This is a genomic window from Xanthobacter oligotrophicus (assembly GCF_008364685.1).
Lineage (GTDB): Bacteria > Pseudomonadota > Alphaproteobacteria > Rhizobiales > Xanthobacteraceae > Xanthobacter > Xanthobacter oligotrophicus.
On the sequence record NZ_VTTL01000004.1, the window covers coordinates 80,665 to 96,304 of the forward strand.

Below are 15,640 nucleotides of genomic sequence, written 5' to 3' on the forward strand. Positions count from 1 at the left end.
CGGAGGCGGGAGGGGCGATGACAGGGCCGAAGGCGGGAAACGCGAAAAAGAGTGTGCCCGAGGCTGCAAGCGCAAAGGAGACCGAGCCGGCGGTGAAGGCCGAGCGCGCGCCGCTGCTCCGGCACGGGGACGGGCGCGCGCGCTGCTTCTGGTGCGGCACCGACCCGTTTTACATGGCCTATCACGACGACGAATGGGGCGTGCCCGAGCGCGACAGCCGCGCCCTGTTCGAGAAGCTGCTGCTGGACGGCTTCCAGGCCGGACTCTCCTGGATCACCATCCTGCGGAAACGCGAGAATTTCCGCCGCGCCTTCGATGGCTTCGAGCCGGAAAAGATGGCCCGCTATGACGCCGCCAAGGTCGAGGCCCTCATGGCCGACGCCGGCATCGTGCGCAACCGGGCCAAGGTGGAGGGCGCGGTGGCCTCCGCCCGCGCCTATCTCGACCTTCAGGAAAAGGGCATCGCCTTTTCCGATCTGATGTGGGAGGCGGTGGACGGCGAGACGCGGGTGAACCGGCCCTCCCGCATTGCCGACGTGCCGGCGCAGACGGCGCAGTCCATTGCCCTGTCCAAGCGGCTGAAGGGACTAGGCTTCAAGTTCGTCGGCCCGACCATCGTCTATGCCGCCATGCAGGCCTGCGGGCTGGTGGACGACCACTTGGCCGGCTGTCATTGCGCCAAGCCGTAAGACCCTCCGCCGATGAGCTTCACTCATCGGCGGAGGGTCCAAGCCCGCGCGGCGCCTGAGCGAATCCGCCCGGTGCCGGTCGAAGACCGGGGTCGGTACAAGGTTCCGCGACAAAGGGTCGGGGATGGCGGCGGACTTTGTGGTGCGCGCCCCTTTCATCGCCGGCGGGTGGCGCCTATATTCATTCTGCCGACGCAAGTCGGATACGGCGATAAATGGGTGTCGGAATAAGCCTTTCGGACCCGGGGGCGGTACCCGGCGCCTCCACCAAAGCCCAACTTCCCCTCGCGGGGAGGCGGGCTCCGGCGGGGGCGAAATAGGATCGACGAGGGTGTAAAGGGCATACTTTCGCTCGGCATGGTTCCGCCGTCATCGGGCCGAACTGATAGTTGCGAATGACAACTATGCTCCGGTTGCTCTGGCCGCGTGAGCGGTTTGACGATCGAAATCAAAGTCCTACCGGGTAGCACTGGCTAGGCGGGGTTCGGAGGCACCTGGCAACAGAAGCCTCCACTTCCCTTCCATCCGGCCGGACGAGGGAAGGTTGGAAGCTCCATAGCCAGACCCTCCGGATACGGCGCTCCCGTATGGCCCCCCGGAAGGTGCCCGGAGCCTTCTGGATCACCGGGCCGGACGGGGAAGTGCTGCGGGCTCATGTCGGTCGATCATATCCGCTACGATCTTCTCGCCCAGGAGGCCTTGCGCTCCGTGGTGCGCCGCGTGCTCCTGGATGTGGCCAAGACAGGCCTGCCGGGCGAGCACCATTTCTACATCTCCTTCGACACCCGCGCGCCGGGCGTCCGCCTCTCCCCGCGCATGCTGGAGAAGTATCCGGAGGAGATGACTATCGTCCTCCAGCACCAGTTCTGGGATCTCATCGTCACCGACACCACCTTCGAGGTGGGCCTGTCGTTTGGCGGCATTCCCGAGCGGCTGCTGGTGCCGTTCTCCGCGTTGAAGGGCTTCTTCGACCCGTCCGTGAAGTTCGGCCTCCAGTTCGAGCTGGCCGCGAACGAGAGCGAGGCCGAGGAGAGCGACGAGACGCCGTTCGAGGCGCCACGCTCCGCCAACGCACCTGCGCCGCTCAAGCCCGCACGGGGCGCCGCCTCCGAGCCGGTGCTCGCGAGCGCCGTGCCCACCGCAGCGAGCCAAACTGCCGCAACCGGCCAGGACGCGGGTCCGGACGCCGGCGAGCGGCCCGCGAGCGGCGCCCAGGTGGTGCAGCTCGACGTTTTCCGCAACAAGAAGTAGCCGGCCCTTCGGGACGGCATTGGTGACCGCCGATACCGATGTGGTGGTGATCGGGGCCGGAGCTGCCGGCCTCGCCGCCGGCACACGCCTGCGCCAGGCCGGCATTCCTTTCCGCATTCTTGAGGCTGCCTCCACCCCCGGCGGGCGGGCCGCCACCGACACCACCACCCTCGGCGTGCCGTTCGACCTCGGCTGCCACTGGCTCCACGACGCGCGGGCCAACCCTTTCACGGACCTCGCCGCCAAACTGGGCTTCCGGGTGGGCGCAAACAATCCGCACCCGCGCCGGCTGCACCTCGGCACCCGTTTCGCCAGCCCTGAGGAAAGGGCGCAGGCGGACGTGGAGGTGGATCAGGTATTCGAGGCCATCATCGCCGCCGGGCATGCGGGCAGGGACATTCCGGCCTCCGAGGCTGCGGGGCCGGCGGGTGCCTTCGGGCCGCTGGCGCGCCATTGGCTGGAACTCATGTCGGCGGCGGGGCCGGACGCCATCTCCTGCGTGGATTTCGCATTCTATCACGACACCGACGACAACTGGCCGGTGCTCGACGGCTATGGCGCCCTGGTGCTGGCGGCGGCTGGCCTGCTGCCGGTGACGCTCGACTGCCCGGTAACCCGGATCGACCATTCCGGCCCGCGCTTGAAGTTGGAGACGGCGCAGGGCACCCTCACCTGCCGCACGGTGATCGTTGCCGTGTCCACGGCGGTGATCGCCTCTGGCCGCCTCGCTTTTGCGCCCGCGCTGCCGCCGGATCTGGCCGAGGCGTTCGAAGCGCTGCCGCTGGGCTTTGCCGAGAAGGTGGCGCTGCTGTTCGAGGACGATGTGTTCGGCGTGCCCGAGCGCACCGCCCTCGACGCCATCGACCTTGACCATCCCGCACGCGCCGGGGCCTCCGTCCTGCTGAAGCCCGGCGGGGCGCCGGCGGCGCTGGTCCATGTGGCGGGGCCGGAGGCGCAGGCCATCGCGGCGGAAGGGGAGGGGGCGCTCGTCGCCTTCGCGCTCGATGTGCTGGGCGCCGCCTTCGGCGCGGGCCTCAAGACAAAGGTGAAGCGCAGCCGTGTCACCCGCTGGGCCGACATGCCCTATGTCGGCGGAGCCTACTCGTGCGCCCTGCCGGGCCGCGCCGCCCTGCGCGCGCGGCTGCACGAGCCCTTGGACGAGCGGATCTTCTTTGCCGGGGAAGCCTTGGGGCGGGAGGCCTTCTCCACCTGCCACGGCGCCCATCTCAGCGGCCTTGCCGCCGCCGACGCGGCCCTCGCCGCCCTGAAAAGCGCCCGATGATGGAGATCGCCCCGATGACGCCCGGCCATACGCTTCGCCATCCGCCCCGCCATCCCTTGGCCCTCGTGGTCGCGGTGTCGCAGAACGGGGTGATCGGTGCCGACGGCGGCCTGCCGTGGCGCCTGCCCTCGGACCTCAAGCGGTTCCGTGCGCTCACCTGGGGCAAGCCGCTGCTGATGGGCCGGCGGACTTATGAATCCATCGGCCGTCCGCTGCCGGGGCGCACGTCCGTGGTGATCAGCACCGATCCCGTCTTCACGGTGCCGGACGGGGTGCTGAAGGGGGCGAGCCTCGAGGAAGGGCTGCGCCTCGCCGATGAGGCGGCGGACGCCATGGGCGCGGACGAGATCATGGTCATCGGCGGCGCGCGCCTGTTCCACGACACGCTGCCCATGGCCCGCACGCTGCATCTCACGCACGTGCATGCGGCGCCCGGGGGCGATGTCTTCTTCCCCGCGTTCGATGAGGCCCAATGGCGCGAGATCGAACGGGACGGGCCCATTCAGGGCGAGAAGGACGAAGCCGCTTTCACCGCTGTGACGCTGGTGCGCGCCGGCGCCTGAAGCCGGCCTTCGTTTCCGACCGACGCTGAAGGAATGTGCGGGCTTGGCCGGCGGTGTTCGGACGCCTCCGGCCAAGACTTGCGGCCAAGACACTTGCGGCCAAGACCTGCGACTGTCGGCGCGCTTACTGCGCACCCACGAGGCCGGGCGGGCGCGGCAGGTCGCCGAAGCCGCGGGTGGGCGGCAAGGTGGTCTCCGGCGGCAGCGGGGTGAACACGCGTGGAGGCGGCTCGGGCTGTGCCCGCTCGGTCCGGCGCGGCGCGGGCTGGCGCACCACGGGCGCGTGGCGCTCGGCGGGGGCTTCCGGCGTAGCGCGGGCCTCCGGCCGCGCATCCGGGCGTGACGAACTCGGTTGAGCCTGCGACTCGGCTGGCGTTGCGGTGCCGGCGGCGCCCGATGCGGTGGGCGCGCCGAAGCCGACCGGTGCCGCCTCCCGCCGCTCGATGGCCTGAGGAAACGGCGCCGGCTGGGGCATCGGTGTGGGCTGGGGCGCGGCTGCCTGTGCGGGCGCGGGCGGCACGGCTTGCTGCGTCGGCGCAGGCGAAGTCGATGGCTGCGCAGGAGACGCCTGGGCCGCGGGTGCCGTTGCGACGGGGGCTGGTGTTGCCGGTCGCGGAGCTGGCGGCGGGGCGCTCGTCTGGGCCGGCACTGCGGGTTTCACCGCAGCAGGAGCCACAGGCGCGGGTTGGGCCTGAACGGGCTGCGGCTGCACCGGCGGTGCGACAGGCGCAATGGCGGCGGGGGCGGGGATCGAGGCCGGTGCCGCCACGGGCTGGGCCAAGGGCGCCACAACGGGAGGCACAGCGGGAGATGCCACGGGCGAGGCCTCGGGCGTGGTGCGGCCCTGGCGCTCCTCCAGGCGGCGCGTCTCGCGCTCGATGGCGCGCATGGCGATCACGCTGGTGAGGGCCGGGGCGCTCACCCGCCGTTCGGGACCCGTCACCGGGCCGCGCCACACGATGCTGCCGCCCGGCGCGCCGCCCGCGCCTTCGGGCGCTTCCAGGTCCACGGTGGTGTCCATGGCAAGGCGGGCCACATCAAAACTGCCGTTGAAGCCCACGCGCACGCCGTCGGCGGTGGCGCGGGCCGGGGAGAGGCGGGCAACGCCGTTCACCACACCCAGCGTGGTCTCGACGAAGCCGATGCGCAGCGGCCCCTTGGCAAGGGTGCGGTCGAGCATCTGCGCTGCGCGCCGCTCGTCGGGCGGCGGCGAAAGGCTGGCGGCTTCCGCCAGCGCCTGATCGAGGCCGGCCGGGCTGGCGCCATCAATGACGAGGTCGCGCACCCCCAGCGTGCCCTGGCCGGAGAGGTTCTGCACCACGGCCAGCACGCTGCGGCCGGATCCGCCGAGGTCCACCAGCAGGTTGACCTTGCCCTTGGGCGCGGCGCGCGCGCCGGTGGGCGCCAGCAGCGCCGCCGCATCCACCTGCTCCAGCACCAGTCGTCCGTCGGCCTGCACGCCGTCGCCCTGCCGGCGCAGGCGCAGGCTGGCCGCCGCGCGCCCGCCGCCGAGGCTGCCGGCCATGTCGCGCAGGTCGAGGTCGGCGCCGTCGCTGCCGAGCACGAGGCGGCCGTTGCCGAGAACATAGGGACCCATGACCGCAAGGCGGGCAGCGGTCAGTTCCAGATTGAGGCCGTAGCCCGAGACCGCCGCCGGCAGCAGCCGGGCCGCGCTCCAGGCGCCGGCGCCCGCAGGCTCCGAGCCGGTGCGGGCAGCGAACATGCCGAGGATGCGCGGCAGAGAGAGGCTCTCGAACGCCAGCTTGCCGCCGATGCGCGGCACCGGGCCGGGCTCGAACTCGATGTTTCCCGAAACCGGTGCCGCAGCGAGCGAGCCGGTGATGGTGTCGAGCCGCCAGATCCCACCGGTGCGGGCGAGGGTGAAGGCGAGGGCCGATGGCACCGGCCCTTCCACCGCAGCCGAAGCCTGGGGCAGCACGCGGCCGAGGTCGCCGCCGTCGAGCCGCACGGCGAGGCTGGGCTCGATGGCGCCGCCGGCAAGGCGCGCGGTGCCTTCCGCCTGGGCGGTCATGTCGGCGAGGGTGAGGCGGCCGCGCACCTGCGCCTCGTCCTGGGTGAGGGGGGAGACGGAGAGTTCCGCGTGGGCCGGGCCGAGGCGCGGGGCGAGGCCCTCCACGCCGAAGGCCGCGAGCGCCCGCGCCCCGTCCGCCGCATCGGCCTTGAGCGCGATGCGCAGGGGCACGCCGGCATTGTTGCGGGCGAAGGTCACGTCGCCTGAAATCTGCCCCAGCGTGCCGGTCACCGTGATGTTGCGTCCGCCGGCCTCGCCCCACACCACGGTGCTGGCAAGCTTCACCGGGGCGGCGATGGGCTGGAGGGTGGCGAGCACCTGCGCCGTCTGCTCGCCGGCCACGAGGCGGGCGAGGGGGACAAGTCCGTCCGCCTTGGCGCCGGAGAGGGCGAAGTTGAATTCGCCGCGCGGCGTGGTGGAGAAATTCTCCATGCGCCCGGCGCCTTCGAGGCGGATGCCGGCGAGGTCGTCCATGACGATGCGCGACAGCCGCCAGTTGCCGCCGGTGGCCGCCGCATCGAGGGTGAGGCCGCGCAGGGGCAGGCCGGAGAGGATCAGGTTGCGCCCGTCCAGCGTCAGCGCGCCGTCGGCACCGCCGCCCACGGCGGCAGCGGCGGTCTGGAGCGCGGCCACCAGCGGGTCGAGGTCGAAGCCGTCGAGGGACAGCTTGAGATTGAGCTTGGGCGGGGCGCCGGCATCGAACGCCGCCACCGCCGAGCCGCGCACCCGGCTTGCCGCGAAGGTGGCGTCGAGCCCGTCCACGGCGATCCGCGTCGGCCCGGCATTGACCTTGCCGGTGATGCGCACCGGGCCTTTCGCCGCCGCCACATAGTCGCGCGGGGCGGTGGGCGCCGCCCAGCGCAGGAAGATGGCGGGGTCGTCCGCCGAGAAGGTCACGGTGCCGTCGAATCCGCCGCCGCCGGGCCCGCGCGTGGGCTTGCCGGAGATGCGCAGCGCCGCCTTGCCGGGCAACTGCGCCTCGGCATTGTCCACCCGCCAGCCGGCGGCGGAGCCGGAAATATCGGCGCGCACGTCACGCACCAGCGTGCCGCCGAGCATCAGCTGCTCCACCGACAGGCCGACGCGGGAGGCGATGTCCGGTGCCGGCAGGGCCGCCACGCCGGCGAGGAAGCGCGCCAAGGCGGCGGCGGGATTCTGGTCCGCCGGAGGCTTGTCCTTTGCCGCGTTCGGCACGCCGTCGGTGGCGGCGCGCAGGGCGTCGAGGTCGAGGCTGCGGGCATTGAGCACGGCGTCGAGGCCCACTGCCCGCCCGAGGGCGACGCGGGCGGAGCCGGAGAGCTGCGCCGGCGTCTGCGCCCCGCCCAGGGCGAGGTCCAGACTGTCGGCGAGCACGGCGTCGGGGCTGGCCTTCAGCGTGCCGGAGAGCTGCCAGGCCTCCAGCCCCTCGCCGCCGTGGCGCGAGAGGGTGGCCCGGCCTTCGAATCGCGGCTTGGCGCCGGCGAACGCAAGGCCGCCGTCGAGGTCCAAAGCATAGGGCCGGTTGCGGCCGTCGAGCACCAGGCGCAGGCGCCCCGTGCCGTCATCGCCGATCTTGCCGAGGGTGGAGCGGATGGCGAAGCGCGCGCCCTGGGCCTCCACCTCGCCGTCGAGGCGGAAGGGGCCGGCGAGCGAGCGCGCCTCGCCCTTCAGGTTGAGGCCTTCCAGGGTCTGGGTGTGGTCGGAGGCGCGGTCGAGGATGTCGAGGGTGCCGTCCTTCACCTCGAACCGGGCGATGGAGAGGGCGGCGGGACGCTGGGCGCCGGTGGGCAGGGCGAGCCGCCCGGCGCTGTCGATAACGAGGCGGATCTGCGGCCGGTCGAGGCTGACGCCGGTGGCCTCCACATCGCCGCGCAGCAGGGCGCCGAGGGAGAGTTCGGCCTTGAGCGCCTTCACCGTGCCGCCGGTGGAAACCACGTCGCCGAGGGTGACATCGCGCAGCAGGATGCGGGGGGCGGGCAGGATCTCGGCGTCGATGGGACCGCGGATGACCACCGGAACGCCGAGCGCCTGGCTGATCTGCGTTTCGAACGTTCCGCGCCAGGCGTTCCAGTCCACCACGAACGGGGCTGCGAACGCCCCGCCGATGGCCAGGATCACCGCCGTGGCGAGGCTGATCAGTATCCCCTGCACGCGTGTCTCCCCCAAAGGTCCCCCTCATATGGGGAACCTGTTCCCTATGCGCAGGGAATGCGATCAGATCGCGACGATCTTGCCCGGATTCATGATGTTTTTAGGATCCATGGCGCGCTTGATGGAGCGCATGACCTCCAGCGCCTCCTCGCCGTGCTCGGGCAGCATGTATTTCATTTTGCCCTGGCCGATGCCGTGCTCGCCGGTGGAGGTGCCGCCCATGGCGAGCGCCCGTTCCACCAGCCGCTTCATATAGAGCTTGGCCTTGGCGAAATCCTCGGGGTCGTCCACGTCCACCATCAAGGTGGTGTGGAAGTTGCCGTCGCCCACATGGCCGACGATGGGAGCGATGAGGCCCATCTCCTCAATGTCGCGCTTGGTCTCCATGACGCATTCGGCGAGCCGCGAGATGGGCACGCACACGTCGGTGGCCACCGCCTTGGCGCCCGGCCGCAGCGGCAGCACGGACCAATAGGCGTCGTGCCGGGCCTGCCAGAGCTTGGAGCGTTCCTCGGGCTTCACCGCGAACACCGAGGGGCCGCCGCCGAACTCGGCCGCCAGCTCGCCGAAGCGGTCGGCCTGCTCGTGGACGCTGGTTTCGGTACCGTGGAATTCCAGGAACAGGGTGGGCGTCTCCGCGAGCGCGAGCTTGGCGTAGGCGTTGGAGGCCTTCACCTGCACCTCGTCCAGCAACTCGATGCGCGCCACCGGGATGCCGCTCTGGATGGTGGCGATGACCGTGTTGCAGGCTGCCTCCACGCTGGGGAAGGGGCAGACGGCGGCGGAGACCGCCTCCGGAATGCCGAACAGGCGCAGCGTGATCTCGACAATGATGCCCAGCGTGCCCTCGGCGCCCACATAGAGGCGGGTGAGGTCGTAGCCGGCGGAGGACTTGCGGGCGCGGGTGGCGGTGGTGATGACCTCGCCGGTGGGGGTCACCACCTTCAGGGACAGGACATTGTCCTTCATGGTGCCGTAGCGCACCGCATTGGTGCCGGAGCAGCGGGTGGAGGCCATGCCGCCGATGGAGGCGTCGGCGCCCGGATCGATGGGGAAGAACAGGCCCTGGTCGCGGAGCTCCTCGTTCAGCCGCTTGCGGGTGACGCCGGGCTCGACCACGCAGTCGAGGTCTTCCGTGTTCACGGCGAGGATGCGGTTCATGCGAGAGAGATCCACGCAGATGCCGCCATAGGGCGCGTTCACATGGCCTTCCAGCGAGGTGCCCGCACCCCACGCGATCACCGGCACCTCGTAATCCGCGCAGGCCCGGACCACGGCCTGCACATCTTCTGTGCATTCGGCGAAAACCACCGCATCTGGCGGCTCATTGGGCAGGTAGGTGGTAACGTTAGCGTGTTGTTCCCGGACGGCGAGGCCGGTCACGACCTTGTGATCAAGCTCGGCCTTCAGGCGTTCGATGACGGCAAAGCTTCTCTCCAGAAGCGTGAGCTCGGATTTCGCGGCTGCAACAACCATTTACGATTCCTTAACTTTGCCTCGCACCTGCCGCCCGGGGGACGGACAGGGGCCTTGGAGTCATCCCCAGAAATAGCTCGTTCTGAGCCACATTGAACTTGACAGTGACTTTTGTGATTCGGTTTTCGCGCCGTTTTGGGGCGTGACGAATGCCTTTTCTCGCGTCACAGTGTGTTCATCAGCGGCACATTAATGCAGATGAAGCGAGGCGGCCATGCTTGACCGGATCGACTTTGAGCCCGTGTTTTTCGCTCCGTTCGTGTCTTCCGCCATGAAGGTGGAGGGGGAATGGATCGATTATAATGGTCATCTGAACGTGGCCTACTACACCCTCATTTTCGATCGGGCCGTGGACGAGGCGCTTTGCCTTCTGGGCCTCGGCCCGACCTATGCCGCCAAGCGCGGCGCTTCCTTCTTCACCGCGGAAAGCCATATCCGCTACCTGAAGGAACTGGCGCCCCACTCGCCCGTGCGCGTCACGCTCCGCCTCGTAGATTATGACGAGAAGCGCCTGCACCTGTTCCAGACGCTCCATCATGCCTCGGAAGGCTGGGTTTCCGCCACGACCGAGCAGATGGTGCTGCACGTGGACCTGCGCACTCGCCACGTGGCGCCGTTCCCCGATGACGTGCTGGAGCGCATCGCCACCATGCGCGCCGCCCATGCGGCCCTGCCGCCGCCCGAGGGTCTCGGTCGCCAGGTGACCATGCCGGCGCGCTACTGAGCGCGGCGGCCCCGGCTCCGTGCCGGGGTCGGCTGGTCGCCTTCCCAGGCAAATCTCTTTCCTTGCGCTTGGCGCAGGGCAGGCATGCCGGTTGAGGAGTTCTGCTGCGCTGCGTCGGGGGATATATTGCACTGCAAAAGGGCAACAGAGCCCATTTGCAGGAGGCCTCTATGAGCGCCGTCACCTATACTGACAAGTTCGTCCGCACTTCCAAGGTTGCCTCTTCTGCCAAGAAGGGCTTCTTCGCCCGCTTCCTTGAGGCCGTCGTGGCGGCTCGCATGGAGCAGGCCGAGCGTGAATACGCGCGCTACGTCCAGATCCACGGGCGCGATCCCGTCGCCTGAGGCGTTTCGACCGGATCGCGCGCCGATCCGCTGTTGAACGTGAGGGGACCGATTTGCCGCCCCGGTTGCGATGCAATCCGGGCGGCACATGCGCCGGCCACCGGCCGGCTCTTACGCTTGTCCTCCAAGCTTGTTCCCCAAGCCTGTTCCCTTGCCCGATTGACCGCTCGCACCTGCTCGGCGCGGGCGGATTCGGCTTGGGGCACTCCCGTCTTCAGCGCAGGGGACGCCCCGCGTCCGCCGCGAGGGTGAGCGTCGCCCAGCCTTCGATGTGCCGCTGCGACACAAGGCGAAGCCCCTGGGCGCGATAGGCCGCGAGCGCCGCCGGCACCTGCGCCGACAACAATCCCGACAGCACGATGCGCCCGCCTGGCGCCATCAGCCGGCGCAGCGGCCGCGCCAGCCGCTTCAGCGGCGGCAGCAGGATGTTGGCGAGGATCAGGTCGTAGGGACCGTCCACGTGGAGCGCGCGCGCCCCGGCCCCCGCCGCGTGGATCATCTGCACGCCCGGCGCCTTGTTGGCCTTCGCGTTGGCGCGGGCGGTGCGGACGGCGATGGTGTCGATGTCGCTGCCCACCACGTGGGTGTGAAACAGCCGGTCCGCCGCGATGGCGAGCACGCCGGTGCCCGTTCCAACATCCAGCACCCGCCGCGGGGCCCCGCGGCGCGCGGCATCGGTGATGGCGTGGAGGCAGCCCTGGGTGGTGCCGTGGTGACCGGTGCCGAAGGCGAGCGCCGCCTCGATCTCGATGCCGATGAGGTTCGGCCCCACCCGCCCGCGATCATGGCCGCCATGGACCACGAAGGTGCCCACGCGCACCGGCGCGAGGCCTTCGAGGCTCGCGGCCACCCAGTCCTTCTCCTCCACGTCGCCGAAGGTGACGCCCTTGGCGATCTCCGGTCCGGCGGCGATCTCCACCATCTCCAGCAGCCGCTCGGGGTCAAAGGCCGCGCCGGCGTAGACTTCCACCACCCAGTCATTGTCCGTGCGCTCGAAATTGGCCACCGCCACCTCGGCGGGGTCGAACGTCTCGGAAATCATGTCGGAGATGCGCTGGGCGGCGACGCGCGGCGCTTCCACCCGCATCACATGGGTGGCGTCGTTGGGGGGGAGGCCTTCGAGCATGGGGGGCGCAATCATCCGTTCATCTTGAGGGCGTCGGCTTCGGGCCCGCCCGCTGCGCGGTTGCGCCCGGCCGCCTTCGCCGCGTAGAGCCGCTTGTCGGCCGCATCCAGCAGCTCCGTCAAGGTGCTGCCGTCATCGGGCGCGCTGGCGATGCCGATGGAAAGGGTCTGCCGGGCGACCCCCGGGGGCAGCGTCATGGCGCCGACGCGCCGGCCCAGCTGGGCGGCGAGCGACAAGGCCCCCGCATTGCCCACGCCCGGGGCGAAGACGGCGAACTCGTCGCCGCCATAGCGCACCACGTGATCCGCCTGTCGCAGGCTCTCGGTGAGGCAGCGGGCGAGGCGGCGCAGCACCTCGTCGCCGGTGGGGTGCCCGCACTGGTCGTTCACGTCCTTGAAGTCGTCCACGTCGATGAGCAGCAGGCTCACCGGCCGCCCGGTGGTGCGCGCCACGGCCAGCAGGTCACGGCCCAGCGGCTCCAGCTGGCCGCGATGGAGCACATGGGTGAGCGGGTCGCGGCGGGATTCCTGCTTCAGGTCCTCGTAGCGCTGGCGGTAGGTGAGGGTGTGGAACACGTCGGCGATGGTCCGGCGCGGCGTGTTGCCGGCCAATTCGAAGCGGGCGAGGTATTGGCCGAGCATGGCGGCATAGAGCCCCGCCGCGGCGACCTTGCCCAGCCAGCCGCCGATCCCCGCCGTGAGCGGCACCCCCATGGCAAGGGACAGGACACCGAAGAACGCCATCTGGTCGAAGGTGAGAACCAGTGCCAGCGTGACCCAGATGGCGAGGATCGGCATGCGCCGCAGCGGCCGCGCGATGCGCTCGTAGATCAGGATCATGGCGATGGCATCGATGAAGAGCAGCAGCGTGCCCCACATCATCAGCATGCCCATGGCATCCATGAAGGACAGGTCCGCCGGCACGCCGGGGGCGGCCACCGCATCGTGCTGGCGCAGCAGGGTGACGAGGCCGATCAGCAGGATGTTGCCGATGAACAGCCCATAGATGGGCTGGCGGGCGACGAGGGCATCCTCGCGGATGTAGATGAGCAGGATCAGCGCGAGCTTGCCGGAGAACAGCACCACCGATCCCGGCGACAGGGAGATGCCCAAGGGCAGCTGTACAAAATAGGCGGCCGCCAGATACGTCTCCATGAAATGGAAGCTGCCCAGGGCGCAGAAGAACACGCCCAGCCCCAGCGTCTCGCGCAGGCGAAACAGGGCCAGCATGGCGGTGAAATACACCGCCATCTCGACGAGAAGCAGGAAGACGTTGAAGCCGGCCATGATGGTTCGCTGCGCCGGCAGAATTGCAGGCGGGCCGGGATCCTAGCAGGCGGCGGGCGGAAGAAAACAGGAGATGCGCCCAGCCGGGGCGGCAACCGCAAGCTTCACGCAAGCCCGGTGGGCGGCGCCCGGCCCCCCGATGCCTGGCCTGTGGCGTCACACCTTGTCGACGAAGGTCTCCAGCACCCGCTTCTCGCCGGCCTTGTCGAACTGCACCGTCAGCTTGTTGCCGTCGATGCCGGTCACCTCGCCATAGCCGAACTTGATGTGGAACACCCGCTCGCCGGTGCGGAAGGCCGATGCCGGGCCGGCGGAGGTGGCCACCAGCGTGCCCTCGATCACCATGGGTCCCCGCCGGGCGGAGCCGCCCGCATCATAGCGCCCGCCCCGTTCGGAGAAACCGCTGCGGGAGGAGCCCGAAGAAGTACTTGAGAAGCCGCCCTGGTCGGTGCGGCCTCGGTTGGCCTGCGCCCGCTGCCAGCCGGGGGTGGAATAGGAGGAGGCGGAAAACGGTTCTGCCCGGTCGAAGCGGCTCTGCCCGTAATTGCCGCCGCCATAGCTCGATCCACCCCAGCCGGCGCCGCCGCGGCTTTCCTCCACCCGCACATGGGCGTCGGGCAGTTCGTCGAGGAAGCGGGAGGGAACCGTGGAATTCCACATGCCGTGGATGCGCCGGTTGGAGGCGACGAAGATCCGCGCCGAGGCCCGCGCCCGGGTGATGCCCACATAGGCGAGGCGGCGTTCTTCCTCGAGCCCCGCCTTGCCCTGCTCGTCCAGCGCGCGCTGGTGGGGAAACAGGCCTTCCTCCCAGCCGGGCAGGAAGACGGTGTCGAATTCCAGCCCCTTGGCGGAATGCAGGGTCATGATCTGCACCGCGTCCTCGCCGGCGCCGTTGTCGGTGTCCATGACGAGGGAGATGTGCTCGAGGAAGCCGGAGAGGTTCTCGAACGGCTCCATGGAGCGTACCAGCTCCTTGAGATTCTCCAGCCGCCCGGCCGCCTCTGCTGAGCGGTCCTTCTGCCACATTTCGGTGTAGCCGCTCTCGTCGAGCACGATCTCGGCCAGCTCGGTGTGGGACAGAACCCGCGCCTGCTCGCGCCAGCGGCCGAAAGCGTCCACGAGGCCGCGCATGGTGGCGCGCACCTTGGGCTTCAGCTCCTCGCTCTCGGTCAGGATGCGGGCGGCTTCCTGCAGCGGCAGGCCGACGGCGCGGGCCACATCGTGGATCTGCTTGACCGTGGCATCGCCGATGCCGCGCTTGGGCACGTTGACGATGCGCTCGAAGGCGAGGTCGTCGGCGGACGAGTTCACGCAGCGCAGATAGGCCAAAGCATCGCGGATTTCCGCCCGCTCGTAGAAGCGCGGGCCGCCGATGACGCGATAGGGCAGGCCCAGCGTGACGAAACGATCCTCGAACTCGCGCATCTGGAACGAGGCGCGCACCAGGATTGCGATCTCGGACAGGCGATGCCCGGCGCGTTGCAGCGCCTCGATCTCCTCGCCGACGGCGCGGGCTTCCTCGCCTGAATCCCAGGCGCCGGTGACGGTGACCTGCTCGCCGTCCTCGCCTTCCGAGAACAGGGTCTTGCCGAGCCGGCCCTCGTTGTGGGCGATGAGATGGGCGGCGGAGGCGAGGATGTGGCCGGTGGAGCGGTAGTTGCGCTCCAGCCGGATCACCTTGGCGCCGGGAAAATCGCTCTCGAAGCGCAGGATGTTGTCCACCTCGGCCCCGCGCCAGCCATAGATGGACTGGTCGTCGTCGCCCACGCAGCACACGTTCTTCGAGCCCTGGGCGAGCAGGCGCAGCCACAGATATTGGGCCACGTTGGTGTCCTGATACTCGTCCACCAGCAGGTATTTGAAGCGCTTGTGGTATTCGGCGAGCACGTCCGGGTTTTCCCGGAACAGGCGGATGCCCTCCAGCAGCAGGTCGCCGAAATCCACCGCGTTCAGCGCCTTCAGCCGTGCCTGATAGGCGGCGTAGAGGGTGCCGCCCCGGCCATTGGCGAAGACCGCGCCTTCGCCGGGCGGCACGTCCTTCGGCGACAGGCCGCGGTTCTTCCAGCTGTCGATGGTGGAGGCCAGGAGCCGCGCCGGCCAGCGCTTCTCGTCGATGTTCTCGGCGGTGAGCAATTGCTTGAGCAGACGGATCTGGTCGTCGGTGTCGAGGATGGTGAAGCCGGATTTCAGCCCCACCAGCTCGTGATGGCGCCGCAGGATGCGCACGCCGATGGAGTGGAAGGTGCCGAGCCACGGCATGCCCTCCACCTGGTCACCCACCATGGCGTGGATGCGGTCCTTCATCTCCCGCGCGGCCTTGTTGGTGAAGGTCACCACCAGGATCTGCGAGGGATAGGCGCGGCCCTGCGACAGGATGTGGGCGACGCGGGCGGTGAGCACCCGCGTCTTGCCGGTGCCGGCGCCGGCGAGCACCAGAAGCGGGCCGTCCAGCGTCTCCACGGCTTCGCGCTGCTCGGGATTGAGGCCGTTGAGATAATCCGGAGCAGGGGCGGCGGCGATGGCGGTGGCCCGCGCGGCGATGCCGCCCGCGCGGGGGGCGGGACGCTCGGGCGCCGGCTCAGGCGGAAGCCGGCGCGGATCGGTCAACTGGGTCACGGGCAAACTCTCGCAAGGCCTGATTCTCTGTTGAGAACAAAATGGCACTCAATGACGGCGATTGCGAGGGCGGGCCGTGCAGCCCTTTGGCGGGCGGTCACTTCGGGGGCATTTCAGCGTT

At 69.8% G+C, this 15,640-nt stretch carries 11 protein-coding genes and 1 other RNA gene; 7 read left to right on the forward strand and 5 right to left on the reverse strand.

What is annotated here, in order from left to right; translation table 11 throughout:
* Window positions 1-17: 17 nt before the first annotated feature.
* From FZ033_RS07370 to FZ033_RS07390, 5 genes are all read left to right on the forward strand, one after another.
* Window positions 18-689, forward strand: a complete 672-nt coding sequence (locus FZ033_RS07370; RefSeq protein ID WP_149575514.1) for a DNA-3-methyladenine glycosylase I — start codon at window positions 18-20, stop codon at window positions 687-689.
* 149 nt (window positions 690-838) lie between these two features.
* Window positions 839-1,204, forward strand: a transfer-messenger RNA (tmRNA) gene (gene ssrA / locus FZ033_RS07375).
* A gap of 139 nt (window positions 1,205-1,343) precedes the next feature.
* Complete coding sequence (locus FZ033_RS07380; RefSeq protein WP_149575515.1) at window positions 1,344-1,940, forward strand: SspB family protein; 597 nt, start codon at window positions 1,344-1,346, stop codon at window positions 1,938-1,940.
* Window positions 1,941-1,962: 22 nt separating this feature from the next.
* The gene (locus FZ033_RS07385; protein ID WP_232847373.1) at window positions 1,963-3,222 is read left to right on the forward strand and encodes a flavin monoamine oxidase family protein; all 1,260 of its coding nucleotides are present in this window, start codon (window positions 1,963-1,965) and stop codon (window positions 3,220-3,222) included.
* A complete protein-coding gene (locus FZ033_RS07390; RefSeq protein WP_232847374.1) occupies window positions 3,219-3,785 on the forward strand; it encodes a dihydrofolate reductase in 567 nt (188 codons plus the stop codon). The genes FZ033_RS07385 and FZ033_RS07390 overlap by 4 nt, the downstream gene beginning before the upstream one ends.
* A gap of 124 nt (window positions 3,786-3,909) precedes the next feature.
* Here the strand turns inward: FZ033_RS07390 and FZ033_RS07395 are convergent, their stop codons facing one another.
* Both FZ033_RS07395 and FZ033_RS07400 read right to left on the reverse strand, forming a co-directional pair.
* The gene (locus tag FZ033_RS07395; protein ID WP_188079367.1) at window positions 3,910-7,947 is read right to left on the reverse strand and encodes an AsmA family protein; all 4,038 of its coding nucleotides are present in this window, start codon (window positions 7,945-7,947) and stop codon (window positions 3,910-3,912) included.
* Between the two features lie 63 nt (window positions 7,948-8,010).
* A complete protein-coding gene (locus FZ033_RS07400; RefSeq protein WP_149575518.1) occupies window positions 8,011-9,423 on the reverse strand; it encodes an FAD-binding oxidoreductase in 1,413 nt (470 codons plus the stop codon).
* 214 nt (window positions 9,424-9,637) lie between these two features.
* Here FZ033_RS07400 and FZ033_RS07405 point away from each other — a divergent pair, with 214 nt between their 5' ends.
* On the forward strand, window positions 9,638-10,147 hold the full coding sequence (locus FZ033_RS07405) for a thioesterase family protein (RefSeq protein ID WP_012113444.1): 510 nt from the start codon (window positions 9,638-9,640) through the stop codon (window positions 10,145-10,147).
* A 170-nt stretch (window positions 10,148-10,317) separates the two neighbouring features.
* A complete protein-coding gene (locus FZ033_RS23990; RefSeq protein WP_188079368.1) occupies window positions 10,318-10,491 on the forward strand; it encodes a hypothetical protein in 174 nt (57 codons plus the stop codon).
* Between the two features lie 214 nt (window positions 10,492-10,705).
* On the opposite strand, the gene FZ033_RS07410 is transcribed toward FZ033_RS23990, so the two are convergent.
* The 3 genes from FZ033_RS07410 to FZ033_RS07420 all read right to left on the reverse strand — a co-directional run bounded on the left by FZ033_RS07410 (window position 10,706) and on the right by FZ033_RS07420 (window position 15,510).
* Window positions 10,706-11,632, reverse strand: coding sequence for a 50S ribosomal protein L11 methyltransferase (locus FZ033_RS07410; RefSeq protein ID WP_232847375.1), 927 nt, complete (start codon window positions 11,630-11,632; stop codon window positions 10,706-10,708).
* On the reverse strand, window positions 11,629-12,903 hold the full coding sequence (locus tag FZ033_RS07415; RefSeq protein WP_149575519.1) for a GGDEF domain-containing protein: 1,275 nt from the start codon (window positions 12,901-12,903) through the stop codon (window positions 11,629-11,631). The genes FZ033_RS07410 and FZ033_RS07415 overlap by 4 nt, the downstream gene beginning before the upstream one ends.
* Before the next feature lie 156 nt (window positions 12,904-13,059).
* Complete coding sequence (locus FZ033_RS07420) at window positions 13,060-15,510, reverse strand: ATP-dependent helicase (RefSeq protein WP_149575798.1); 2,451 nt, start codon at window positions 15,508-15,510, stop codon at window positions 13,060-13,062.
* Between the last annotated feature and the right edge of the window lie 130 nt (window positions 15,511-15,640).